This window comes from uncultured Gimesia sp., assembly GCF_963972345.1.
Taxonomy (GTDB): domain Bacteria; phylum Planctomycetota; class Planctomycetia; order Planctomycetales; family Planctomycetaceae; genus Gimesia.
The window spans coordinates 1-23,833 of record NZ_CAXAVM010000026.1 but is presented as its reverse complement, the minus strand read 5'-3'; the positions used below and the strand labels follow the sequence as shown (position 1 = coordinate 23,833).

At 52.5% G+C, this 23,833-nt stretch carries 24 protein-coding genes and 1 tRNA gene; 4 read left to right on the top strand and 21 right to left on the bottom strand.

Annotated elements, in window-relative coordinates:
- Window positions 1-57: 57 nt before the first annotated feature.
- The 3 genes from AACZ40_RS06685 to AACZ40_RS06675 all read right to left on the bottom strand — a co-directional run bounded on the left by AACZ40_RS06685 (window position 58) and on the right by AACZ40_RS06675 (window position 7,352).
- Window positions 58-2,703 (bottom strand): PSD1 and planctomycete cytochrome C domain-containing protein, encoded by a 2,646-nt coding sequence (locus tag AACZ40_RS06685; protein WP_291172540.1) that lies wholly within the window; start codon window positions 2,701-2,703, stop codon window positions 58-60.
- 233 nt (window positions 2,704-2,936) lie between these two features.
- On the bottom strand, window positions 2,937-5,282 hold the full coding sequence (locus AACZ40_RS06680) for an MMPL family transporter (protein ID WP_291172543.1): 2,346 nt from the start codon (window positions 5,280-5,282) through the stop codon (window positions 2,937-2,939).
- Window positions 5,283-5,363: 81 nt separating this feature from the next.
- Window positions 5,364-7,352, bottom strand: coding sequence for a redoxin domain-containing protein (locus tag AACZ40_RS06675; protein ID WP_291172545.1), 1,989 nt, complete (start codon window positions 7,350-7,352; stop codon window positions 5,364-5,366).
- A 246-nt stretch (window positions 7,353-7,598) separates the two neighbouring features.
- On the opposite strand from AACZ40_RS06675, the gene AACZ40_RS06670 reads away from it, so the two are divergent.
- Window positions 7,599-9,788 (top strand): FdhF/YdeP family oxidoreductase, encoded by a 2,190-nt coding sequence (locus AACZ40_RS06670; RefSeq protein ID WP_291172548.1) that lies wholly within the window; start codon window positions 7,599-7,601, stop codon window positions 9,786-9,788.
- 32 nt (window positions 9,789-9,820) lie between these two features.
- Here AACZ40_RS06670 and AACZ40_RS06665 read toward each other — a convergent pair whose 3' ends face one another.
- The 9 genes from AACZ40_RS06665 to AACZ40_RS06625 all read right to left on the bottom strand — a co-directional run bounded on the left by AACZ40_RS06665 (window position 9,821) and on the right by AACZ40_RS06625 (window position 15,071).
- The gene (locus tag AACZ40_RS06665) at window positions 9,821-10,195 is read right to left on the bottom strand and encodes a phytanoyl-CoA dioxygenase family protein (RefSeq protein WP_291172551.1); all 375 of its coding nucleotides are present in this window, start codon (window positions 10,193-10,195) and stop codon (window positions 9,821-9,823) included.
- On the bottom strand, window positions 10,168-10,500 hold the full coding sequence (locus AACZ40_RS06660) for a hypothetical protein (RefSeq protein ID WP_291172553.1): 333 nt from the start codon (window positions 10,498-10,500) through the stop codon (window positions 10,168-10,170). Before AACZ40_RS06660 ends, AACZ40_RS06665 begins: the two co-directional genes overlap by 28 nt.
- A 37-nt stretch (window positions 10,501-10,537) precedes the next feature.
- On the bottom strand, window positions 10,538-11,314 hold the full coding sequence (gene tam / locus AACZ40_RS06655) for a trans-aconitate 2-methyltransferase (protein ID WP_291172557.1): 777 nt from the start codon (window positions 11,312-11,314) through the stop codon (window positions 10,538-10,540).
- Window positions 11,315-11,405: 91 nt separating this feature from the next.
- Window positions 11,406-12,005, bottom strand: a complete 600-nt coding sequence (locus AACZ40_RS06650) for a hypothetical protein (RefSeq protein ID WP_291172559.1) — start codon at window positions 12,003-12,005, stop codon at window positions 11,406-11,408.
- A 182-nt stretch (window positions 12,006-12,187) separates the two neighbouring features.
- Entirely contained in the window at window positions 12,188-12,721 is a 534-nt protein-coding gene (locus AACZ40_RS06645; protein ID WP_291172562.1) for a hypothetical protein, read from the bottom strand.
- Between the two features lie 151 nt (window positions 12,722-12,872).
- On the bottom strand, window positions 12,873-13,178 hold the full coding sequence (locus AACZ40_RS06640) for a hypothetical protein (RefSeq protein WP_291172565.1): 306 nt from the start codon (window positions 13,176-13,178) through the stop codon (window positions 12,873-12,875).
- Between the two features lie 3 nt (window positions 13,179-13,181).
- Entirely contained in the window at window positions 13,182-13,547 is a 366-nt protein-coding gene (locus AACZ40_RS06635) for a phosphopantetheine-binding protein (protein WP_339673686.1), read from the bottom strand.
- A gap of 28 nt (window positions 13,548-13,575) precedes the next feature.
- On the bottom strand, window positions 13,576-14,424 hold the full coding sequence (locus AACZ40_RS06630) for a hypothetical protein (protein ID WP_339673684.1): 849 nt from the start codon (window positions 14,422-14,424) through the stop codon (window positions 13,576-13,578).
- A gap of 266 nt (window positions 14,425-14,690) precedes the next feature.
- Window positions 14,691-15,071, bottom strand: a complete 381-nt coding sequence (locus AACZ40_RS06625; RefSeq protein WP_291172573.1) for a hypothetical protein — start codon at window positions 15,069-15,071, stop codon at window positions 14,691-14,693.
- Window positions 15,072-15,315: 244 nt separating this feature from the next.
- Here AACZ40_RS06625 and AACZ40_RS06620 point away from each other — a divergent pair, with 244 nt between their 5' ends.
- Entirely contained in the window at window positions 15,316-16,563 is a 1,248-nt protein-coding gene (locus tag AACZ40_RS06620; RefSeq protein ID WP_291172576.1) for an exo-alpha-sialidase, read from the top strand.
- 31 nt (window positions 16,564-16,594) lie between these two features.
- Here AACZ40_RS06620 and AACZ40_RS06615 read toward each other — a convergent pair whose 3' ends face one another.
- The 5 genes from AACZ40_RS06615 to AACZ40_RS06595 form a co-directional block, all read right to left on the bottom strand.
- Window positions 16,595-18,565 (bottom strand): FAD-dependent oxidoreductase, encoded by a 1,971-nt coding sequence (locus AACZ40_RS06615; RefSeq protein WP_291172579.1) that lies wholly within the window; start codon window positions 18,563-18,565, stop codon window positions 16,595-16,597.
- A gap of 119 nt (window positions 18,566-18,684) precedes the next feature.
- Window positions 18,685-18,942 carry a hypothetical protein gene (locus tag AACZ40_RS06610; RefSeq protein ID WP_291172582.1) on the bottom strand — a complete coding sequence of 86 codons (258 nt, stop codon included), beginning with the start codon at window positions 18,940-18,942 and terminating at the stop codon, window positions 18,685-18,687.
- A 39-nt stretch (window positions 18,943-18,981) separates the two neighbouring features.
- Window positions 18,982-19,332 (bottom strand): DUF6122 family protein, encoded by a 351-nt coding sequence (locus AACZ40_RS06605; protein WP_291172585.1) that lies wholly within the window; start codon window positions 19,330-19,332, stop codon window positions 18,982-18,984.
- Window positions 19,333-19,388: 56 nt separating this feature from the next.
- Window positions 19,389-19,913 carry a hypothetical protein gene (locus tag AACZ40_RS06600; RefSeq protein ID WP_291172587.1) on the bottom strand — a complete coding sequence of 175 codons (525 nt, stop codon included), beginning with the start codon at window positions 19,911-19,913 and terminating at the stop codon, window positions 19,389-19,391.
- Between the two features lie 24 nt (window positions 19,914-19,937).
- A complete protein-coding gene (locus tag AACZ40_RS06595; protein WP_339673680.1) occupies window positions 19,938-20,558 on the bottom strand; it encodes a DUF5673 domain-containing protein in 621 nt (206 codons plus the stop codon).
- A gap of 281 nt (window positions 20,559-20,839) precedes the next feature.
- On the opposite strand from AACZ40_RS06595, the gene AACZ40_RS06590 reads away from it, so the two are divergent.
- Window positions 20,840-21,343, top strand: coding sequence for a DUF4184 family protein (locus tag AACZ40_RS06590; protein WP_291172754.1), 504 nt, complete (start codon window positions 20,840-20,842; stop codon window positions 21,341-21,343).
- A gap of 16 nt (window positions 21,344-21,359) precedes the next feature.
- Here AACZ40_RS06590 and AACZ40_RS06585 read toward each other — a convergent pair whose 3' ends face one another.
- Entirely contained in the window at window positions 21,360-21,587 is a 228-nt protein-coding gene (locus AACZ40_RS06585; protein ID WP_291172593.1) for a hypothetical protein, read from the bottom strand.
- Between the two features lie 17 nt (window positions 21,588-21,604).
- Entirely contained in the window at window positions 21,605-21,853 is a 249-nt protein-coding gene (locus AACZ40_RS06580) for a histidine kinase (RefSeq protein WP_291172596.1), read from the bottom strand.
- Between the two features lie 299 nt (window positions 21,854-22,152).
- Here AACZ40_RS06580 and AACZ40_RS06575 point away from each other — a divergent pair, with 299 nt between their 5' ends.
- Complete coding sequence (locus AACZ40_RS06575) at window positions 22,153-22,434, top strand: hypothetical protein (protein ID WP_291172599.1); 282 nt, start codon at window positions 22,153-22,155, stop codon at window positions 22,432-22,434.
- 125 nt (window positions 22,435-22,559) lie between these two features.
- Here AACZ40_RS06575 and AACZ40_RS06570 read toward each other — a convergent pair.
- Both AACZ40_RS06570 and AACZ40_RS06565 read right to left on the bottom strand, forming a co-directional pair.
- Window positions 22,560-22,632: transfer RNA gene (locus AACZ40_RS06570), tRNA-Phe, on the bottom strand.
- 314 nt (window positions 22,633-22,946) lie between these two features.
- Window positions 22,947-23,833 (bottom strand): HD domain-containing phosphohydrolase (locus AACZ40_RS06565; protein ID WP_339673678.1); only part of this gene is annotated, 887 nt, incomplete at its 5' end.

Sequence of the window (23,833 nt, the reverse complement as noted above, 5' to 3'; positions counted from 1 at the left end):
CCTTCGGAGAGATTATTATCTTACAGGTACCTGTCTGACACCTGACTAAAAAATGAGTTATTCGATATACAGAAACTGATTGGTACCAAACAGGACATGGCACAAAGAAGTCAGAGCTTCCTGCCGGGGGGCTTTTACTTTTTTCGCCTGGTATTCCTGTAACTGCAACTGGTAGTGTTTCTCCAGCGCCTGCAGCTCTGCTGACGACGGTTCATTACTCAAAGCCAGTTTCCAGGCAGTCTGCACCAGGTTCGCTGCATCAGCGGGCTTCTCTGCTGTCGCCAGTACGCGCTTTGCAAACGCCACTGACTGTTCCCGCATGAATTCGCTGTTCAACAATGCCAGTGATTGAGTCGCCACCGTAGATGAGACCCGCTGCTCACAGTTGGGTTCCATGCTGGGCGCATCAAAGGCATTCAGCATCGTGACCGGCTGGGTGCGTCTCACCTGGATATAAATGGAACGCTTCAATTCACGTCGATCCGGAGAGATTTTTCCCGAGCCGACGGTAATGATTCCACTGTCGGCCAGAGAGACCGGAACGGGTGCCCCAAACTGGTCCCGATTCAGTTCACCACTCACGGCCAGGATCGCATCGCGAATCGATTCTGCTTCCAGCCGCCTCAGATTCATCCGCCAGAGCAGCCTGTTATCAGCGTCGATCGCCATCGCTTTTTCAGAATGCGAAGCGGAAGTCTGCCGATACGTCCGCGAGGTCATAATCAGTCGATGAATCCGTTTCAGTTCCCAGCCATGTTCCATGAAGTCGGCTGCCAGCCAGTCCAGCAGATCGGGATGCGTGGGAGTTGCAGCGCGTGAGCCAAAATCTCCCGTCGAATCAACGATGGCCTGGCCGAAATGATGCATCCAGAAGCGGTTCATGAGCACACGGGCCACGAGCGGATGCTGGCCACTGGTCAGATACCGGGCATAGGCCAGCCGACGACCAGACGTGGGCAGGGCCGGATCATTGATGGCAAATGTGTTCTCTGCTTTGGAGCCAACCACCGTCAGTCCACCTGGCGTAATCTTTTCTGATTCGGGTGAGGAAATATCGCCACGATAAAAAACGAACGTTTCCGGCAGATGCTGTGTGTCTTCGGTCGCCACCCGGATATACTCCGGTTGAGGAATCTGCTTACGGATTTCATCCGCTTCCGCTTTGACATCTTCATAACGTTTTGCCAGTTCCTTGCCATCTTTATAGCGCGCCAGAAAGAGGTGCAGACGTCCCGGCACCAGCAGATCCAGCATCGGGTACTTCTTCTTCAGAAACTCTGACTGTTCGGCAGTTCGTTCCTTGACGGCAGTATCATAAGCGGTTTTTGCCCGCTCGCGGTCTGCGTCAGGGACTTCCTTCAGCACCCGTTCCGAGATCAACTTCGTGACTTCTGCCTTGATCTGATTATGCTGCTCATCCAGTTTTTTGACCTGCGCCGACAGTTCGGCGACTTTTGCTTTTTCTGCCTGCGACATTAAAGCCGCCCGGCGACTGGCAGGTTTCCGCCATTTGTCGGCATCGTAAACCGGTGCAATAACAGCTCTCAGCCGATAAAAGTCTTCCTGAGGAATCGGATCAAACCGGTGATGATGACATTCAGCACAACCGACGGTCATCCCCAGTAATGAGGAAGACATAATCTTCACTGTTTCCGTAATGACCTGGTTCTGTGCCAGGGCAGGATCCATTGGACCGGATCCTGTTCCATCCGGAGCCAACCGCAGAAAACCCGTCGCCGTCAGTTTGTCACACACAGCGGGATCCTGGTCTACCAGCTTCTGGGCCGTGGCATGCGTGGCTTTGACCAGCTCGTCTCCAGCCAGCTGTTCTTGAATAAACTGATCCCACGGCTTATCAGCATTCAATGCGCGGATGACATAATCGCGATAGTGCCAGGCATCCGGGCGAATCACATCTTTATCATCGTAGCCTTCGGAATCTGCATAGCCGGCGACATCCAGCCAGTGCCGTGCCCAGCGTTCGCCGTAATGCGGTGACGCCAGCAGACGATCCACCATTTTTTCATAGGCATTCGGCGACTTGTCTGACAGATACGTTTTCACGTCTTCCGGAGCAGGGGGCAGACCGGTTAAATCAAAGGCAACCCGACGAATCAGCGTCAGACGATCTGCCTCTTCGGAAAACCAGAGTCCCTTCGCTTGCAGTTTACGGGCCACAAACACATCGACCGGGTTCAGGGTTTCTGATTTGTGTTCTTCGGCAAGCCGCGCCACGTCCGGCAGCTTTGCTTTTTGAATCGGTTGAAACGCCCAGTGAGAACGTTCGGCTTCCGTCATCAGGAACTCACCCGGTTTCACTTCGCCTGTTGGCTCTGGTCCTGCGACAGCGCCCTGGTCGATCCATCTGGCAATCACAGCCACTTCTTCCGGCTTCAGACGCAGTTTCTCATCGGGAGGCATATCGCCCGATTCTACATACTGAAACAGCAGGCTGTCGGCATGTTTTCCGGGTGAAATCGCATCTCCCGAATCTCCGCCTTTTAAAATCAAACGCTTTAACCGCAGATCAAGTGCGCCGGAAAGCTCTTTTTCTTCGCCGTGACAATGAAAGCAATAGGCTTTAAATATCGGCCGGATGTCTTTTTCAAACGTCAACTGTTCTTCAGCAGCAGGGGCAGAGGAACTCCATGCAAACAGTGAGATCAAGCCGGGCAGCAGCAGTGCATTTACGCGGTAGAACAAATCGCTGTTCCTTCATATCAGGGAACATCTTCAGGGCGGGAGTTATTTCGTAAGGATCAACGAATATAACTACAGTGGTGGGAATCCTTTATAACGTGTATCGGCTGTAAAGTCAAATTATTTAACTTTACTTACAGCTTTCCCGAGCCCAGAATAACAGACATTTCATAAGCTGTTGACTGGCAAACGTCGAAATCGCCGCCATACACAAGAGTTAATGCAAACGCATGCGATCATTCACGTACAAGCGTCTGTTCCACCGGTTCTTCAACAATCAGTTCTGAATCTTCCATTGCAGGCACCTGGGATCGTTTGGCATACCGCGCCAGCAATGCGGGTAGAAAGATCAGGTCTCCAAACAGGGCAGATGAAATCGTCAATCCGCTCATGATGGCGAAGATCCGCTGATCGCGCATGTCGCTGAAGATTACAGTCGAGAAACCGGCCACCAGAATCACCGTCGTCATGATCAACGCCGTCCCCACGCCGGTAAAAGCACGACGGATCGCTTCTTCATCACTGTCGACCAGCAACTGCTCTTCGCGGAAGCGGGTCAGGAAGTGAATGGTATCATCGACGGCAATTCCCAGGCAGACCGTAAACGCACACACACTGACAATCTCCAGCGCCTGCCCTGTGAAGACCAGAAACGCACCGGTGACAGCCAGAGGAAACATATTCGGGACGATAGAAATCAATCCCAGTCGCAGGGAACGGAAGGCAAACGCCAGCACGATCAGAATGATAATCGCGGCACTCCCCAGGCTCGCAGCAAGATCCACAACAATCTGGTAGAGGTTCCGCCAGCGCCAGACGGCAGAACCCGTCAGTTCAAATTGAAAATGCGGATGCGCCGCGGCAATCGTTTTCAATCCTGCTTCGATCCGGGTGAAGGTAGGTCCATAACGGGCGATCCCCAGGTCCTGTACATGAAAACTCACCTCGGCCTGGTTGCGTTCCGGCGTATAGAAGGCACGCTTGAGCGGGGGAGGCAGCAGATCCATCATCGACATCCGCTCTTCCGGCTTACCTTCACCGGGCAGTGCCCCCAGGATATTGCGAATCGAAATCGGATGGCCGATCAAATCTTCCTGCAGCAGTAGATCATCGACTTCACTGATGGCGATCAACACTTCCGGAGAATCGGAGGGAACATCATCGTCCCAGGTGACCTGCACCCGTGAATGTTCCAAGCCACCCATCGCCCGGTCCATATGACTCAATGCTACGGCCGCCTCCGAGCCATCAGGCAGCATATTAGCACGCCGCTCATCCGGACGAAGTGTCAGTGAAATCAGAATCAGAATTGCGGTCACACCGATGCCCAGTGAACTGATCAGTCGCGTTCGCTTGAGAACCATCTCAATAATCACACTGATCCGTCCCAGATGCCGGTCGATGATCCCTTTCCCATAACCGACGTGAATTGAACGGCCCAGCCAGGTGCGGCAGGCCAGGGGAATCACCGTGATGACCGCGATAAATGTCAGCAGCACCCCGACCACACAACTGTAACCGAATTCGCGCACTGTTTCATGATGAGCCAGGGAAAGCGATCCAAAGCCGATGGCCGTCGTCACCGAAGTCAGCAGGCAAGCCAGTCCGACTTCCTGGACACCACGCCTGGCAGCATCTCGACCACTCAATCCGGCGGCACGATGCTTCCGGATCTGGACCATCAGGTGCACGCCATCCGTCAGTCCCACCAGGCTCAGTAAAACGGGCAGCACGACATCGTTGAACGGATTGTCCTGAAAATCCAGGAACTGAATAAATCCCATCGTCAGAAATACGCCGAACATCGGTGCCAGCGCGACAATGATCACCGCAGAGATCCCGCGGAACAGGATCACAGCCATAAACAGAATCATGCCGTACCCGATGACCTGGTATTTCACCTTGTTTGCATTATGAGTCCGCACGGCAGTCAGGTAGATCGGCACCTTTCCGGTTGTCAGGAAAGAAAAATCCACTCCCGGGTATTTCGCGGCAACCTCGGCTGCAACTTTCTTGATTCCGGTCGTACACTCTTCGTCATCCGTCACGCGAAACCAATCGAACTGAATCATCAGCAACAGCGTCTTGCCATCCACGGACAGCAGTTGTCCGCTGACCAGCGGGTTCGCTATTGCTTTTTCTTTGGCGGCATCCAGCCGTATCTGCGAAGCCCGTTCATTCGGAATCAAAGGTTCCCGCAAACCAAAGATATTCAGATTCGGAATATCATCGAGCCAGAAGACACTGTTGACATAATCCAGCGATTCGATCCGCTCGACAATTTCACGAAGCGCTTTAATTCGCTCCGGCGTGAAAAAGTCTTCCGAGTCAATCACCAGAATGGTATCGGCGTCGGTCAGGCTAATCGGATCGACATCCGGGGGCGCTTCGCGCACTTTTTGGGGCTTTTCAGCCTTCTGCGGCTGTACCTGTTCAACCGGTGCGGGCGTAAACCAGTCGCGAACCTGTTCGGGCATCGTATAGCCCAGGATCGCAATTCCACTCAGCAACAGTATGAACAGCGTGACCATGAGAGGATGGTCGGCCATCCAGACGGAACATCGATTAAACGCGCGAAACACTCTCGATTCTCTTTCTTTCAATGGTGGGGATCAAATATCGCAGAAAATAGAACAGAGCGAACGCTTTTCTTCAACCAGAAATCATCTGTTTTTCCTGACAGGAAATTCCAGTTCCTCGAGTTGAATTTCTCCATCATCATCATGGTCGCGGATATGACCATAGCGCTGCACGGCCAGCGGGACCTCGTCCAGCATCACATGCCCGTCACCATTTTTATCAAATCGTTTGAAAAATTCAGCGGCCTGTCTGTCAAAGTCGCGTTTTCTTTCCACTTCTCGCTTTTTTAATTCTGCTTCACTCAATTTCTTCTGAGGCCGCGGTTTTTCAACCTGCTTCTTTTTCCGGGGTTCAGCCACTTCAAAAAAGGCAATCGCCATTTCTTCCCAGGTCTGATCGCCCCAGGTCACGTATTCGCCGGGGTCGGGATTGAACGGATTCTCTTTAGAGTTGTCGAATTTCACCGTGAACTCCAGCGAATCCACATCGTCCAGTTTCATGGGCTGACTCAGTTCGTAGATATGCTGCCAGTTGAAATCGTAGTTCGGTACATCCAGCAGAATCTCCGACTCGTCCTTCTGCTTCATAAACAGCCGGAACGATTTGCCTCGCAAATGCATGTGCGGCGCGATCGCCAGCAGTTCGGCTTCGGACGGGATACGATGAACTTTCGCCGTGACTGGAAAATCTTTGGTGTGCGGCGGAATTTCAAATTCTTGATCGATGCCGATCAGAGTGAAGACTTCGTGCGTAATCTCCTTCTCTTCGCCAAACAACAGACCGACTTTGGAGATGTCTTCCGCCGCCGATCCATTCGGTGTGTAATGCATCTGAAACACCAGTTTTGAACCGGCGGGGACCCGGCGGGCCCGTCCTTCAGGCAGCTTTTTGATCCGCTGTCCGGGCACATACGCAGTCAACCAGCCAATGCCTCGAAAGTCGGCCCCATCAGGAGGCCGAATAAAGACGATGGCATGATGCACGACGGAGCGATTGCCCGGCAGCACCTGCGCCCCGGTCACCCATTTGTCTTCCTCAAAGCCGGGATCGACGACAAAGTACTGATATTCCACCACGCCTTCTGCGGGAACCTCATACGGTCGTTTCCGCATTTCAAAGACGGCTTCGGGAATTTCCGGCAGATGCCAGCCTTCACGAAACTCGGGAAGTTGCGGCATGTTTTTCACATCGCCATAAGGCATGCCGCCGGCAACCCAGTCGCGGAGCACTTTTTTATCCTCTTCTGACATGAAACGGGCATTGGCATAATGACCATACTTCGGACTCGCGTGCCAGGGAGGCATGCGCCCATCGTCGATGGTTTCCAGCATGGTATCTGCCCAGCCCCGGACTTCGTCATAGTCGGTCAGGCTGAAGGGTGCGATTTCACCTTTGCGGTGGCATTCTACACAATGCTGATTCAACACCCGCGCGACTTCATTACAGAAAGTCAGGCTGGTTGTGACCTCAGTTTTTTTGACGCGTCCAATGAAACAGCCGTTCGGTTCTGTCACCGCCAGTTTAACCGGTTTCCCCGCCAGGACCTGATCGACGGCATTCTTCAGATCATTCGAAGTCGTTTCGGCTCGAGAAATCCCAGGCAGATACTGATTATCGATGCGTCCCCGATATTGAATCGCCAGGTTCTCATCCAGCACAAATACTTCCGGGGTCCGTTTTGCCTGGTAGCGGTCGGCAACTTCATTGCCGTAGTCTTTTGCCATTGGAAACTGGATCTTGTATTTTTTGACGTATGCCTGCACGTCTTCCAGCGAATCCTGTTGGTTACTGTTCACCCCAATCAAACGCACACCCTGCGACTGGTATGTCGAATGCAGTTCATTCAGTTTGGGACCATACAGCCGCGCCAGCGGACATTCTGCTCCCAGAAAACAGACGACGGTCACCTTCTGATCAGGCGATTTGCTGAGTTCTACGGTTTCACCGGAAGCGGTGGGCAGGCGAAACGTCAAATCAGCGGGTGAGGGAGCCGCCGTTGGCTTATCCCCCCAGAGAGGACTTCCGCAAACCAGAATCAATAAAACGGAAAAGTTTACACAGCGACGAAACATAAAGTGGTCCTTCCTCCTGTAAGGGAAATCGACAGGAGCTGTATTGTATCAACTGGCTGGAAACCCTCGCAAGACCCACTGTACGGAAATGAAGCCCGTCTCGTTGATTGCATAATTTCATTTGGATATACTCGATCTAACTCGAACAGGTTTCAGTTTTTGGTAAAAGTGTGAAAAATTGACTTCCGCTGAAATTGAGCCGGTTCTCTGCAGTGTGCTCCTGATGACGACAAAGGAAGGCGAAAAGTGAAAGCTCCACGAAGCGGCGGCGGCTGGAAAGCAATTAACTACAGTCTGAAACTGGCAAACCGGGTGGGCTGGTGGAAGCTCTGGAAATCCATGCGTTCCAAAAATGCCTGCAAAACCTGTGCTGTAGGCATGGGCGGTCAAAAAGGGGGCATGGTCAACGAAGCAGGTCTGTTCCCTGAAGTCTGTAAAAAATCGTTTCAGGCAATGGCGTCCGACATGCAGCCTGCGGTCGCTGCTGACTTCTTCGCGAAACACAACATCGACCAGCTGCGATCCTTCAACTCGCGCAAACTTGAATACAGCGGCCGACTCACCGAACCACTGCTGCTCTCTCCCGGCGAAAAACATTACAAACCCATCTCCTGGGATGCAGCCCTGGATCTGGTGGTCGAACGGTTGAAAGCCGCGGGTCCCGAGCGGACCTTCTACTACGCCAGTGGTCGCTCCTCCAATGAAGCCGGCTTCCTGTTTCAGATGATGTCACGCCTGATGGGCACCAATTATGTCAACAACTGCTCCTTCTATTGTCATCAGGCCAGTGGTGTCGGTCTAGGCTCCAGCATCGGCACAGGAGCAGGCACGATTAAACTCGAAGACCTGGAACATACCGATCTCTATATTCTGATCGGCGCCAACCCTTCGTCCAATCATCCACGACTGATGAAAGCCTTCATGGAAATCCGTCGACGCGGAGGCAAAGTAATTGTCATCAATCCGGTCAAAGAACTGGGACTGGTTAATTTCAAGGTCCCCAGTGACGTCCGCAGCATGCTCTTCGGTTCCAGCATCGCTTCCATGTACGTGCAGCCTCACGTCGGCGGGGATCTGGCTTTACTCACCGGTATCGCCAAGGTCGTGCTCGAACAAAATGCCCATGACAGCAGCTTCATCGCTGCACACACCGAGAACTTTGAAGCCTTCCAGGAACAGGTCAACCAGACCGGCTGGGACGAGATTATCGCACAGAGCGGCGTTGACCGGGAAACCATTCAACAGATTGCCGACCAGTACATCTCCGCGAAAAACGTCGTCATCGGCTGGTGCATGGGCATTACCCATCACCTGCATGGAACCAACAGCGTACAAACCATCGCGAATGTGTCTTTGCTGCGAGGCATGGTCGGTCGCCGCCAGGCGGGTCTGATGCCCATCCGCGGGCATAGCAACGTGCAGGGACTCGGTTCGGTCGGCGTGACACCCGGACTGAAACAGGCCATGCTCGAACGCCTGGAGAGCCAACTCAACATTCAGGTTCCCACGACTCCCGGTTATGACACCATGGCCTGCATGGAAGCCTCGCATCGCGGCGAGATCGACTTTGCGTTCTGCCTGGGAGGTAATCTTTACGGCAGTAACCCCGATACGAAATACGCGCTCGAAGCGATGAGCCGGATCAAAACCATCCTGTATCTCTCCACGACTCTCAATACGGGACACGTGTGGGGAACCGGCAAAGAAACGTTGATTCTCCCCGTTCTGCCGCGTGATGAAGAGCCGCAGTCGACCACGCAGGAGTCGATGTTCAGCTTTGTGCGCATGAGTGATGGCGGAAAATCCCGGTATGAAGGTCCGCGCAGCGAAGTCTCTATTCTCGCTGCGATCGGCCAGAAACTGTTTGCCGGCGATAACCGGATCGACTGGAAGAAACTGGAAAGTCATTCCGCCATCCGCGAACTGATTGCCGACCTGATTCCCGGTTATGAAAACATGCATCAGACGATTGAATCCAACAAGGAATTCCACGTCACTGGCCGCGCGGTTGCGGAATACCAGTTCCCCACGGAAAGCGGCAAGGCAAAGTTCCACGCCATCCCGCTGCCCGAGATCCCCGTGAATGACAATCAGTTAAGACTGATGACAGTCCGCTCGGAAGGGCAGTTCAACAGCGTCGTCTATGATGACGAAGACATCTACCGCGGCCAGGAACGCCGCGACGTGATCCTGATGAACCGGGCCGACATTGATCGTCTGGGCCTCAAACCTGATCAGCGGGTGAAGATCAAAAGCGAAGCAGGGGAGATGCCTTATATTCTGGTCCGCGAATTCGACGTCCGCGCAGGCAATGCGCTGATGTATTACCCCGAAGCCAATATCCTGGTTCCACACACCGTCGATCCTCTCTCGAAAACCCCCGGTTTTAAATCAACGCGGGTCACGCTGGAAGTGGATGATCTGATACAGACATAATTCTGATCTCACCATCTTCTGATATCATTTGGTCAGGTCCACTCCAGCCCATCGGGTAATTGCGTAGCAGAATAAACCACGTGCAGCACCCGGCGGCGTTGTGGAAGTTCCGCCGCGCGGGAACGGTGCACCAGGAGAGGCCGCATCAGCAATATTTCCCCCTGACCGGCGGGACAGACTTTAAACACCCCTTCATTGAACTCGCCCACCACATCTTCACTCAATCGTTCACGATGGCTGCCAGGCACCACCTCCAGCGCCCCATTCACACCGGAGCAGGAATCCAGATGCACGCGCACCGCCAGCAGTTCCCGTTGCACTTCGACTGGTGGTTCGACGTATTGTATTCCCGCTTTGGTAGACCAGTTGGTCCAGCAATTCAAAGCCGTCCGTTTCCAGTCTGGCATTCATGGGCATATTCGGTTCGTGAATTCTCTTGAGGAATCAGGTAAGCCGTGATTAGCGATAACGCCACCATGAAAAAACTGATCATTGTCGCTACGAGCAGATACGATATCAGAATCGTCGTGGAAAATCGATTCGTATTATACAAAACGAAATTATAAAACAGGCCTGCCAGATAACTGATCAGAAAACTGAAATACGTCACTGCAGTCAGACTGACAATTCCCCGTTTCACCCCCATCCGAGTGAAACATTGATTGCCAACTCCCCAGAGCAGAACCAGAAATCCAAGAATCAAATAAGCCATGAACTTCACCATCAACACATTTCAAGAAAAAATTGAGTTATTCAGACTGATACGCCACAATAAACAACCGCCGAAACGGAAACAGCACTTTGCCATTTGCCTGCAGCGGATAGGCGCCTGTGTATCGTTCCAGTAATTCTGTTTCGAAGCGGGCGCGCTCACGATCATCGGGTAACGCTTCCAGGTAGGGCCTGAGCCCCGTCCCGCGGAACCATTCCAGAATCGCTTCTACGCCTTCCATCACATGGATGTATTCTGTTTCCCAGATATCCAGTTCCGCACTCAACGGTGCGAGCAGATCGTAATAGAACGAACGCGATTCAGAGCCCAGCGCCTGCCGCGCCTCTGCTGTCTGCTCAGACCACTCCGGCAGTTCTGAAACTTCCTTGACCAGACAGTGCAGGGGAGAGTCGTAATGCATCGGCAGTTGCACCGCCAGCGCGCCCCCCGGCTCCAGAAAACTCATCAGCCGGGGTAAAATCGATTCATGGTTCGGCACCCACTGCAGAACCGCGTTCGAAAACAGCAGGTCGTATTTCGTTTCCGGTTCCCATCTGGAAATATCCGCCTGAAACCAGTGCACCTCAGGCTGAGATTCCCGCGCGGTCGCCAGCATCTCAGCCGAACTGTCCAGCCCGCTGAGTTCCGCTTCCGGCCAGCGTTTCGCCAGCACCGCCGTACTGTTTCCCGGACCACAGCCCACATCCACAATCCGTTTCGGCGTTTCCAGCCTGACGGGCGCAGCCAGATCAATGGCCGGCTGCGTCCGTTCCCGCTGAAATTTCAAATACTGATCCGCATCCCAGACTGGCATTCCGTTAGATCCATGATAGAGACAATCGCAAAAATCTATCAGCAGGACAAACGGCTGCCCCTTCTGGTTCACTGCCTGGCGAAAACCTCACTTATGCCCCAAAGGGCTGATCCAGTTTCTGTAGTTTTTCGTATACTACTTTCCCGCGGGGAGACAGCTCGTATCCAGGCTGGTGGCTGATTGTCAGACCAAGATTTTTCAGTTTTCGAATATTGGTTTTGAGCCAGTCCTTTTCAAAACCGGTCAGGGCAGCCAGATCTACGGCCGCCTGGTGAGGATGTTCTTTAAGCACCCCCAGCACTCTACGCGTCCAGGGGCCTTCTTTCGAAGCACCGTCCAGACGGTCCAGACGCTTCTGCAACTCCAGCAGATCGGTCTTACTGACCTTTCTGGATTCACGTAATGCGATGCGGGGATCAGCGCCAGCATAGTGAATGTTGATCTGGTAAATATCGCCCTCACGTTGATCCAGCAGTTCCAACAGTTCTGCTCGCGATGAAAAACCAGCCTGCCTGGCAAGAGACACTGTGACAGCAGAGCGATCAATTTGAGTGACGCGATCAATGGACAGCAGACCGATCGACGTTTTCAATGTACCACCTGTTTTCACAGTAGGACGTTTCCAGCGTCGATACACCACCGATATCTGCCCTGAATGAATTGCTTCCAGTTCTGATTTTTTTAACAGCATGGATGACTTTTCACTCTCCGAATTTTATCAGTTCATGAAGATCAAATTCTGAATTCGCCGTACCATATCACAGCCACGCATTCCCGGAGTCGAATAACCCGCCATTGTCATAAATAAAATCAATTACACAGTAAGCTGGTGCCGTGATAACTCCACAACAACTACTCCGGAACGCAGTTCCCTCACCTCAGTTCAGGCTGCCGTAACCTCGTAAAAAAACCGCTCAGTCCGCGGGAACCGAAGACCAGGCAGAAACCAAACAGCAATCGACAGGCGACCGCCACCCCTTCTGCCTGCAGTGTGAGGGGAATATGTGCAAAATCGCTGGATTTCTTTAGCTGAAACAGTTGCAACAGAACGTTTCCCAAATCGGCAATTCCCCAGGTCAGAATCAGCAGCCCTACAGCGGAAAACGCCACTGACTGCATCTGTTCTGCGGTGACACTTTTGGAAGCGTGCTTTATTTCACTGTCAGGCAACAGATATTTTACAATCGTCGCTGAGCCAAACCAGAGCAGGCAGGCTGTGATGGTATAAAAAGTCAGAGGCATCACCTGCAGATAAAACATGCCGGAAACCGATGTGGAAAACTGGGCTGATGCCGTCTTCCAGGCGACAAACGTCATCACAAACGACGCCACCGTTTCCAGTGCCTTGATTGCATAAAACAATCCGACTAGTCGACAGCCAATAAAAGCGACTTCTTCTTTTTTCATCTAATCCTCTTTCCAGCCAGTGACAGTCTGCGTTTCGCCCACCAGGTTCATTCTGTGGGTACCTTAACAGAATCAGCCGGGAAATGTGAGGCGATTCATTCTGCCAGATCGCGATATGTTTTCAGTTCGCCAGAAATTCCGAGGCAGTCTTTCATATTTTCGCCTGCTGTCTGATCTCAGAAACAACCCCGTTTTCAAAAACACAGTCCACAATCCCGCGTGCCTCGACATCACCTTTATTCTTGAGATGGTATGCAATCCTCACATTTAGACGTCTGTTTTCTACACGAACCACTTTCCCATAAAGGAATACTGTCAGTTGTGCAGTCATGCCGTCCCCCAAATTCCAACCACGTTCCATACCAGAAAAACATTCCGCAAGAACGCGTTTCTCGCATTCTTGCAGTTGCCCCTTGTATTTGCGTGTCAGGTAGCAACATCGAATCAACTGCAACACAACTCAGTCTCCCCGCGACCCGACAATATGTGATAATTGACGCAACAGAGCTCTCACTGTTTCCGACTGGCTTAATGCTTCTAATTCGACTTCAGATCCCACAACAGTTATCTCTTCCTCCAACAGCATCACAAATTCCACTAACACCAGTGAATCAGATTCAAGCTCGCGTAACCGGGTCTCGAAGGTTAACGGACTGGATAAGATATGTTCGATCATAGTCCGCTCACGTTCCCAGAACTCCAGCAGTAACTCAGCCCCCTTGATCCGGCAACCACATGTCGGGCAACAGACAGGCTCAGTAACAGCATTCAAATGGAGAGCCACAGGCGCTTCACACAGTGGACAGTCAACCGGTCGCCGGATCATTCAAAACACCTCAATGAAATTACGCAGCTTACTCCTCCGGCTTCGCCACCGGATCATCAATCTTATCCCTCATATCGATCTTCTCCACACCAGTTTCTTTACACAGTTCGATCACTTTTTTGGTGAATTCCGCGTCCGCTTTCTGATCTATGGCCAGCGTGACCTGTTTCGGTTTATATTTCTTCAGGTGTTCCTGCAATTCATCCAGATTCATCTCACGATATTTGTTATTGTGACGATGGCCGACAAAGATGTGATCTCCGGGCATCACAGTGATGATATTGAGCAGCGGAGGCGTCAGTTTCACCTGTTTCTCCTTGTTTGCATCCTCTTCTTTGACCCGATGCCAGATCCAGAACGCCGGTTCCTGCAGATAATTGCGATACTTTTCTCCCGTAAACATCCCCGGCACATCGAAAAACCGATCCCCCTGGATGCGATACAGAAACGAAGCGCCCTGCCCGGGCTTTCCACCGACGGGATAAAATGTGAAAATCTTTAAATCACCATCTTTCTGCAGGATGAATTCAACCTGCCACTCACGAGACAATTTCCCCTGCAGGTTATAACGCTGCATCGTTTCTATGTTTCCTTCGATAGTTTTCACACTCCGTGTATTGGGAGCTCCTTTCAGTTCATTGCCGTGATACAGTTCCCATGTTCCCTGCAGCTTCTTGAGATCTTCTTTCAGTTCCGGATCATTCTTCGAAGTCCGCGTTTCATTTTCCGCAGGTTGTGTTTCGTTCTCCGCAGCCTGCTTCTCCTCATCCGCCTGCAATGCTGTCGCACCAGCTGCGAACAATACCAGCCCCAGACAAACCAATCCTATTTTCCGTAATGAAGTGAGTTGAACTTGTACCTTATCCTGAACGATCATTTCACGACTCCTGTTGATTGAATCAATAAACTTGTGAAGGGACGGCATGAATTTACCGCAGAGTGAAGCGGAAGAAATGCGAACCATCGTCACGGCTCAGGCAGAGCCTCCCCCTCACACAGTAAAGACAACTGCGAGACTGTCATGCATCGATCGAGACTAGTGCCATCTTCAAAATAACACTCCAGACTTTAGACTTCAAGCAGTTTCTGCAGAGCAGGGGGGCACCGAACACAACCATTCTGAACGGAAAGAACACATACTCATTATTCAGAATCCTGTTTCGGTTCCAGCCGCTCCCACTCAGGAGACACTTCTCGCACGACAAACGTCTGCTCCGTTTCTCGAAAGCGATACTGGCAACAACAGTGTGGGCAGATCGCATCGACCGTTCGGACCAGTCTCAGTCTGATTCCTGGATCACTCTTTGACATGATTATTTTTACGATCTCAGACCAGCGTTCATCCGCCAGTCGGATTGCCTCAACGCCAATCATGTTTCCACATTCCAGACAGACAAATCGACTCGCCAGTTGTCCGCGTTTTCGCTTCTCAAGTTGATTCTTTAAGAGCGAAAAAGGCACAAGAATCGGCAAGAGCAGAATAAATATCAATACGATGATGCATTCTCTTATGTTCTTAATCATGCTCGATCTGTCTGCTCTTTCCTTATAAAGAAAAACCATATACCCAGTAAAGGATTTCCAGCCTGTGATTCGCTATCCCATTCCATTTTTATAAAATACTGCCACGGAAACCATCATTTTCACTGATTAATTCTGACCACTGAATTTATAAATTTCCTGTTCCCCTCAGGTGTTGTCACCATTAGGATATCCATGACGTCAGATACTTTACCCTGCCAGTTACTACAACAAAAGAACCCCCGTCATGAAACATCTACTGCATACACTTACCCTTCTGACCTCGATTACTGCTGCCCTTCATCCTTCCGTCGCAGAGGAGAAACGGGACACTCCGGTCCCGGTATTGAACCTCCCCGGTTCCGGCACCGATGCCGCGGCGATCGATTATCAAAGTCTCCCGGTACTGAAAGGCGAACATGCCATCATCAACCCTGCGGCCCTGGGTCCTTATCCTCGAAAATCAGATATGATCGATCTACGAGACCTGCGACTGAACCTGCACAACTACCTCATCTATCATGCTGGCAAGTTCTGGTGCATCTGGAGTGACGGCCCCCGCATCGAAGACGAACCGACCCAGGAAATCAAATATGCCACCAGTGTCGATGGCCTGCACTGGAGCAAAGTAAAATCAGTCACCGACACTCCCGAAAAACCGCACGCCTTCATCGCCCGCGGACTCTGGCTCCGCGATGGTCAATTGCTGGCATTAGCTGCGAAATATCAGGGACACGGCGCCTTCGGCCCCTCGGACAAAAAGCACCTGGAACTGGTCGCCTACCGCTGGGAACCAGAACAGGACAAGTGGGTTTTTGACGGCAAACTCTACGACAACGCCATCAACAACTTCCCCCCGCAGAAGCTCCCCTCCGACAATTGGATTCTCACTCGCCGCGATTCGCGGTTCAATGTCAGTGTGCTGATTGGCGGAGTCAAAGCCCTCGACGACTGGCAATCCTTTCCCGTCGTAGGCGTTAAACAGGTCTCAGGCTTCCGTCCCGACGAACCGATCTTCTGGGTCCTGCCCGACAACAGCCTCTACGCACTCTTCCGCGATAACGGCAAATCACAGCGGCTCTTCTTCTCGACTTCCAAAGATGAAGGCCGCACCTGGGACACCCCGGTCATCTCCAACTTCCCGAATGCCCGCAGCAAACTGTTTTCCCTGGCCACCAGCCACGGTTACCGTGTGCTCGTCCTCAACGCGCATCCCCAAGTCAACCGACGCGAACTCTACCTGGCAGTCAGCCCGGACAACAAGACTTTCACCCGCCTGGCAAAGCTGGAGATTCCCTCACCAGCAGAACTCCCCAAAGCAGTCGCATCGCTGAAAAAGAAATTCAGTGCGGGCATCGCCAGTCTGCAATACCCGCACGTCATCGAGTATGATGGTTACCTTTATATTGCCTTCTCGCGCAACAAGCTGCAGACCGAAGTCTTCCGCGTGAAACTCGACGACATCGACGCCCTGCTGAAGTCAGATAGCAACTAAACGGAACAGAACCCGCAGGCAACCAGTGAGTTCACTTCAGGCCTGTGATTTTAATCCGTTTCTGCCAGTCCGGATGCTTCGCTTTATACTTCTGAAAGACCTGGTATTCGCTGGCGACAATCTGGCCATCCTTGCTTATATCAATGATCTCGAACAGCCATTCATAGGGAGCTTTCGCCTCATTCCATTCTGACTGGGATACTGTGTTGTCGCCGTTGGAATCACAATCCTTAAGCAGTTCCGCCATCGAATAGCGATCTGCTGATTTTCCCATCCCTGAATCAGGCCGATCTGTCACCGGATCCCACACCAGTTTCTGCCCGGCCCGCTCCAGAGCCCGTCGATAGGCACTCTGGTCGATCGCCTGCACTGCGCACTTTTCTTTGAGAGCCTGGCAGGCCGCGATACCCGCCGATTCGCCGCAGATCATAAATACCGGCTCCATCCGTGCCGAGGCGTACCCCAGATGCGTCGCTGAAAAACAGACTGGCACCAGCAGGTTTGTGCATTCTTCCGGCTTCGGTGTGATCGCCCGATAGGCAATCGGATAGGGCTGATTCGTCGGCCCCCGGGAACCGCCGACAAACATTTTTCCCTCAAGTCCCACTAAAGTCTGTCTATCCTGCTTCAGCCAGATCCGCCGTACAGGATACACGTCGATCCCGTACTGCGCCAGGCAGATCGGGTCCTCGATCTCTGTCTTGTTATAGACATCGTGTGCCGTCACGGTGTATCGCCCCGCCAGTCGACGCGAGACGCGCACATAAAGTTGATGCGGCCAGCCAGCGGTTTCGGGATGAGGTCGTCTGTCGAGTCCCAGCGCAGCTACTTCCTTTCGATAAAACTCAGGAACGCGGTCATCAGTACTCATGAAATGCTGCAGGCCGCTCAAATAGTCTCGGTGCGCCTGCCAGATCTTCACGTGTGTCGCCACATCACCGTCGTCATAAAACCGGCTGATGCCCACCGGCGACATCGAAATCAGCGAATTCCGCTGGTAGTTCCACTCGCCCGAGTTCTTCCAACCCGGAAAGATCCCGATCAACCGCTGCCGTAAATCCTTCTCCCGGGAATGCTGCTGCTTCAGATACTCTACATACCGGCCCACCAGTTCGAAATCTTCCGCCCGGTAATCCTCAGGCACGCCAAACGGGGCCCGATGTGCGGGATCGCTGGTCGTGTAATACCGAAAGTTGTACGCCTGCGTGTAATCGTCCGCCGCCCCCAGCGGCTTGCAATGATCTTTTTCTACGCCACGTAGCAAACCACTCTCTGGATCGCCGGGAGTCTTAAACGGATCTACGGGAATCAAGCCCACAGGGGGCTGCACACCGGCGAATTCCTCGCCAAACTCTTCCGTGGATTCCCGTCCCACGCGATACGAAACGCCCGCTTTCGCCAGTAGATCCCCTTCGTAACTGGCATCAATATAGATCCTCGCCGCGACGCGCAACGCCTCGCGGGCTTCGGACGCCACGACCGGCGTCCCCAGTTCGTCAAAGGGAGCCCGATCGAACAGAGCCGCCTGAATCGCGGTTTTGTCTCCTGCCTGTGGCGTACAACCGGCAATACGATGATCGAAGATCACCCTGATCTTATGCTTCGCGAGCAGTTTCTGAAAATCTTCGCGGATCGTCTTCGGGCTGATCTCCGCCAGCACCCGGCGGTTCTCAGTTCGATCTTCGGTCCAGTTCGGCTGCCCCAGGCTTTTCAACAACCCCCGGGTCATCCCCCCGGTCGCCGCATAGTTGGGACAGTCCTGCATCGGCTTGAGTCCCGACCCCAGAATGCCCCCCACCCAGCGACTCGGCTCCACAATCACTGCCGACCGCCCGGCACGCTGCACCGCGACCGCCGCCAGGATCCCTGAGGGAGTCGCCCCGTAAATGCAGACATCCGCTTCCACAGTTTCAGGCTGTGCTACAGCAGTACTCGTTCCGGAAAAGGCGACCAGAGTCAGGATCGCCAGAAAAGTCCATTGACGCAGGCAGGAAAATATCATGATAGCAGACCAGTTTTGCAGGATCAGTTTTCAGCAGGAGTAAACAATCCTTATGGTTTACCGCCCGACGCCAGACGAAGCAACACCATGATTAAGGTTCTTGAGAAATCGAACCAGAGTCAGTCCTCATCTCCCTCTGTCTCCTGGAGGTCCTGTTCATCCAGAGCTTCCCACAAAGCCTCATGCAATAACTCAGCATTCCGAGCCTCCGTGCTCCAGGCAGGGGACTGATGCAGTCGCTGCTTGGATTCCGCCAGCGTAAGTCCCCGACCGGCGCGCAGGGCCTTAATCGCCTCTATCGGCCCCGCACCGGCGCGATGCAGTTTCTCGAGAGCCGCTTCTGTTGAAGAACTCTCACGCGCGATCTGCTCATACATAGTACGAACTCCGTAATAAGTAACCAGATAACAACCGGCTCAACAAAACAGACAATGCCCGCCCAGCAGACAGTCGATCCCGTCCGTTGCCAGATGCCACAGACAGCCCACCGCGACCGCCCGCCAGCGCCAGGAGGGAATACACAACAGTCCCGCATAGACGGCCGCCGCCCACCAGGTGTGCAGGGGATGAAAGCCCAGGCTGCAGCGAGTCGGATCAAAGATCGGATCGGCCAGCAGATGATCGACGTCGATCAACATCGTCGCCAGCATGATCAGCCCTGCCTGCAGCCAGTGTTCCTTCCAGAACAGCCGCGCAATCAGAAAGGGAACCAGCAGGTGACACGAATAATGAATCAGATGCCGCACGACATCCGGGACAGCTTCCATGAGCGCGGTGAATCCTTCGACCGGTAAATAACGACAACTGTGAAGCCGTCATCATATTAGGGCGCGAGGACGGGATCAATCATCCAGTTACCGGAAAAGCCGGTTGGTTTGGGTTCGATTCCAGGCAGGCCGATACGGGAACGACTGAGTTCGGTACTGTCATCATAGCTGACATAGACGCCTTTCGACCGCCCCGCACGGAAATCAACAGCGATCCAGGCATCCGCGGGTACGGTAACCGGCTTCGGAAATTTGATCTCCACCCATTGCTCGGCTCCCCGTTCAAACAGCGCATATGGCGCCATTTCTGTCGCGATCACTTCAGTCAGATCCTGATTCAGTAGATAGATCAGAAAACGTTCCTGTGGCGGTGCTGCCGTGCCATAGCGTGAGCCATGAATGCGAATCCCACTTAGCTCACGCTGCTCGGCGGACAGATTCAGTTGAATCATTTCACCAGAGCCACCGATACTTTTTTTACCGGCTGCTTTCTGCTCTGCCTGTGCCGCCGTGGAAGAAAAAGAAAGGTTCAATCCAATCAACAGCAGAAGAGGGAGCTTAAAAGTTTGTCTTCGTTTCATTGCAGTGATCCTTCAAAAAAGAATTCAGCTACCAGCCGGCAGATATTTCTGCAGCAATTCGTTAACTGCTGCTTTCTGCTCCGGTGGAACGGGCAGGGGAGGTAACGCCCCTTTGAATAATATTTTTTCGGACTGCAAAATCAGATGCGAATTCGATTCTCCCGTCCAGCGGTAACCTGTAATTTCCTCCCATCTTAACAGAGTGGCATGATGCCAGATTCCGTTTTCAACGATCTGCAACCCTGACAGGGAACAGATGAGAATTATCACGGGTGTAAAGAGCAAGAGCCCTCCCATGAGTATGCCCTGGCCATTTTCGGACATGGTAAAGAAACTCAGCACAGCGGCTGGCAACAACAGTATCGCCAGCAGAACCGCAGCAGGCTCGACTCGTGATCGACCGCAATCAAGCAATGTCGAACCACGGTTCCTGAGTGACCTGATCCAGGAAATCAGGAACCAGCAAAAAAAAGGATAACCTATTATGATGCCTGAATAGCGAATTCCATCACCGACGCTGGCCTGAAAGAAATACGAAATGAGGATAGTCAGTGTCCCCTGAATCACAACGATACCGATCAGAAGCTGGGAAGCTGAATTGCCATTTTCCCGCCACTCCCGGCTTTCGTTGATTTCCGCTTTCATAAATTCAGTCTCTGTCCATTCATTTGAATTGTTTCTACCAGCACATTGATGGGGATCGCCGGGAAACTTAGAATCTTCACCCCACAATCGTATCATACAGCAATATACTGTCAACAGGATTCAAGGAACCGATGTCTGCCTGACATCATATGACACTGCTACCGGAAATCAAGATTTTGTTGAGATCGGTAACGACAGTGTGGACTCCGGTTCAAATAGACATTCTCTGCCCTGTCAGACTATGATCCACGCCACACGGTTTCGTTCACGGAGGATAAAACATTCCACTCACACCATTTCATTTCAGCCCCGGGTTGCTGACTAAAGTCTTCGGGCCCCGTTCGTTCTGGCTGACCTCCTTCATTGCCGCGAACGTTCTGATCGACGTGGAAGTGTTGTATTATCTGAGCAGGGATGAACCGCCGCTCCACCGTTACCTGCATACTTACCTGGGTGGCAGCGCAGCCGGGCTCCTCGCCGGTCTGCTGATGTGGTGTATCGTGATGATCATCGTCCGATGGATGCCCGCCGGTTCACGCTGGAAAACACGACTGAACCAGACGCCCAAGACGCGACTGCTCAATCAGTCGCTACTCGCCGGTTTGATCGGGGGAATCTCGCATGTCTTTCTCGACAGCCTGATGCATGACGACATGCATCCGTTCTGGCCGTTCGCTACCGGTAATACACTGGCTGGTGTGATCAGCGTTCCGGCGCTGCACATCGGACTGGGACTGCTCGGCCTGTTCTCGCTGATTCTCTGGCTGCTGCTGCGGGAACCGTAAGCGGAATTCGTCTGAATTATTTCTGCTTCACTCCGTATTTTCTGCGATTCGCCACATGAAAACTGCTGGCGTCATCCGGATCCTTTTCCACACCGGGATCGAGTGAGAACAGTTCCCAGTCGGGAGCACCCTGCAGTGCCCTGGCTGCTTCTGTCGGCAGTCTGGCACCCGAAGGCTTCAGAGCTGGCCCCTCAGATGTGCAGCCAACCAGCATCACCGGCACCAACACAGAAATGACCCGCATTAACGTTTCTCCGCGATTCAGGAGGGCTCGTAACCAGGCATGATTTTGACAACGAAGACCGCTTTGCCATGTTCCTCATGACTCCAGCGAAGCATTTCCGTCAGGCAGGTCATCAGTTGCTCGTACTCGCCAATCACCACCGTTGAAGTCGGGCCCGGCGTCACCTGCACTTCCGGGTAATAACTCAACTTGGCAATGAAGGCTTTGATCAGTTCCTTATAGTTTTCCTGAAACGGATACATGCTGATTTCGGCGGTGCTGATCATGAGAAACCTTTCTGGGAAAATCGAATTCACACAGCAGAACAGGGCTCCACGTGTACATTAAGCAGAAGGGATATTGAGTAACCTTGATCCTACCAGACGAGATGAGGCTGTCAATCATCTGATTCTGTTGTCGTTGATTCCTGCTCCATTCTGTCTCAGAACTCGTATTAATCTGGTTTCCCGCAGTCCTCGGCAGGGGTGAACCCTGCAAAAGATAGACTTTCAGGAAATTCCTCTGGAACCCATGCTCTGAACCTGTTAGCTTAACCAAAGCGGGCACGCAATAGGGGCCAATTCTTATGAAAGTCACCACAGTTGCATTTATCGCTGTGATTGTCATTCAGGCGATCCAGTCGACACTATCCAACCAGGAATTAAACCGCTGGAAACGGCACTGTTACCACTACGGCTATGCTGAAGTGAGTACCGACGACACGGGAAATATCGTCGATTACCAGTTGATTCCCAGGCCTGGTCGCCATGAAATCCATTCCGCGTTACTTTCGCGGCGTACCCACTTTATTGAAGTCATCCCCGATGATCCTGATTATGGCGACGAGATCGAAGACTACCTCCCCTGAAAAAAAACTGACTTCACGCATTCATTGTCAGGAAGCACAGGGCGGGGAGAATCAAAGCCCCAAAACGCAAACGGGCGGGAATATCTGCTGACATTCCCGCCCGAAGTGGTTTTATAGGTTAAAAGTGGGCACGGGCGGGATCGAACCGCCGACACCAGGATTTTCAGTCCTGTGCTCTACCAACTGAGCTACATGCCCTCGTTTCCGCATGTGATATAAGGCGTTAACCCCATATGCAATCATTGCTTAATGGAAGCGAGATGGAAATATAAGCCATTCCTCTCCAAGTTTCAAGCAAAACCACCAGTTCCAGTTCAGGATTCATGAGTTTTCCTGTTTCCGGTTCTGTTCTGCTGCAAATACAGCGAAATTCAACGTTTTCGACTAAGTCCCGTTTTACGGTATCGACTCCCGGACTATTTGAACCGAGTAGAATAGTTTGAGAGACGCTAGAGTTAAATGTGATGTGTTCCAGCTGTGCGGAATCTGTGTATTATAACGATCAAAGTTTCTTAGATCTGGCCATCAAACAGTTCCGAAGTCAAATCAATCTCTTCTTTTCCCGGGGTGGGCAGAGCCTGGTCGATTTCCAGTTCACTCGCATGCAGATCAATGATACTGTCCGGATCCATTGGATCGACTTTTTTACCGTTCGCTGTTTGCAGCACCTGGACAATCGGGCTGGTATAGTGATCCTGATTCCGGCGGATCACCCGCGCGGCACTTCCATCGGTCAGAATGACAAAGCTGCCAATCGGAAACAGGGAGAGCAGATTCAACAGCGCCCGCATGGGTGCCCCATCAATTGTCTTATCGTTTGTAAGCCGTAACAGGTACTCCATCGCTGCATAAGGCATCAGGGCAGGGCGGTCTTCTCGTGAACTCGTGAGCGAGACATAGGAATGCGCGACATTCAGAATGCGGGCAAACAGATGAATCATATTATGAGATCGCTGCCGTGGAAAACCCAGACCATTAGGCTGTTCATGTACCTGATAGCAGACCACCGGAACGACACTGGGAATTCCAGCCACATCTTCCAGCATTTCCAGCGAGAAAATCGGATGTTTCTGCATTTCGATCCGTTCCAGCGGACTCAGGCGACGACGGCTTTTGCCGATTTTATTCTGTACGCGAACCATCCCCCAGTCATGCACCAGTCCACACAAACCGATATTGCGAACGTTGCTCTCATCCAGATTCAGTTCGGTACCAATCGCCATGCCCAGTAATGACATCTGCAGACAATGCTGCGAAAGTGATTCGTCCTTACCCGCCTCAGCGGCAGCTGAGATCACACAGTCTGCATCCGCGGTTAACTGGGTCAGATAACTGGCTGCCATGCCGGTGATTTCTGATCCACTGGGGACTTTTCCGGTCAGCGCACCTCGCATCATTC

Bases quoted from the DNA above. Each gene is read 5' to 3' on its own strand.
- AACZ40_RS06675 (WP_291172545.1), bottom strand. From the start codon at position 7,352: ATGTTTCGTCGCTGTGTAAACTTTTCCGTTTTATTGATTCTGGTTTGC.
- AACZ40_RS06595 (WP_339673680.1), bottom strand. From the start codon at position 20,558: ATGAAAGCGGAAATCAACGAAAGCCGGGAGTGGCGGGAAAATGGCAAT.
- AACZ40_RS06625 (WP_291172573.1), bottom strand. From the start codon at position 15,071: ATGATTAAGAACATAAGAGAATGCATCATCGTATTGATATTTATTCTG.
- AACZ40_RS06610 (WP_291172582.1), bottom strand. From the start codon at position 18,942: ATGTATGAGCAGATCGCGCGTGAGAGTTCTTCAACAGAAGCGGCTCTC.
- AACZ40_RS06630 (WP_339673684.1), bottom strand. From the start codon at position 14,424: ATGATCGTTCAGGATAAGGTACAAGTTCAACTCACTTCATTACGGAAA.
- AACZ40_RS06575 (WP_291172599.1), top strand. From the start codon at position 22,153: ATGAAAGTCACCACAGTTGCATTTATCGCTGTGATTGTCATTCAGGCG.
- AACZ40_RS06645 (WP_291172562.1), bottom strand. From the start codon at position 12,721: ATGAAAAAAGAAGAAGTCGCTTTTATTGGCTGTCGACTAGTCGGATTG.
- tam (WP_291172557.1), bottom strand. From the start codon at position 11,314: ATGCCAGTCTGGGATGCGGATCAGTATTTGAAATTTCAGCGGGAACGG.
- AACZ40_RS06615 (WP_291172579.1), bottom strand. From the start codon at position 18,565: ATGATATTTTCCTGCCTGCGTCAATGGACTTTTCTGGCGATCCTGACT.
- AACZ40_RS06635 (WP_339673686.1), bottom strand. From the start codon at position 13,547: ATGATCCGGCGACCGGTTGACTGTCCACTGTGTGAAGCGCCTGTGGCT.
- AACZ40_RS06600 (WP_291172587.1), bottom strand. From the start codon at position 19,913: ATGAAACGAAGACAAACTTTTAAGCTCCCTCTTCTGCTGTTGATTGGA.
- AACZ40_RS06580 (WP_291172596.1), bottom strand. From the start codon at position 21,853: ATGATCAGCACCGCCGAAATCAGCATGTATCCGTTTCAGGAAAACTAT.
- AACZ40_RS06585 (WP_291172593.1), bottom strand. From the start codon at position 21,587: ATGCGGGTCATTTCTGTGTTGGTGCCGGTGATGCTGGTTGGCTGCACA.
- AACZ40_RS06660 (WP_291172553.1), bottom strand. From the start codon at position 10,500: ATGGCTTATTTGATTCTTGGATTTCTGGTTCTGCTCTGGGGAGTTGGC.
- AACZ40_RS06665 (WP_291172551.1), bottom strand. From the start codon at position 10,195: ATGCCAGACTGGAAACGGACGGCTTTGAATTGCTGGACCAACTGGTCT.
- AACZ40_RS06650 (WP_291172559.1), bottom strand. From the start codon at position 12,005: ATGCTGTTAAAAAAATCAGAACTGGAAGCAATTCATTCAGGGCAGATA.
- AACZ40_RS06605 (WP_291172585.1), bottom strand. From the start codon at position 19,332: ATGGAAGCTGTCCCGGATGTCGTGCGGCATCTGATTCATTATTCGTGT.
- AACZ40_RS06620 (WP_291172576.1), top strand. From the start codon at position 15,316: ATGAAACATCTACTGCATACACTTACCCTTCTGACCTCGATTACTGCT.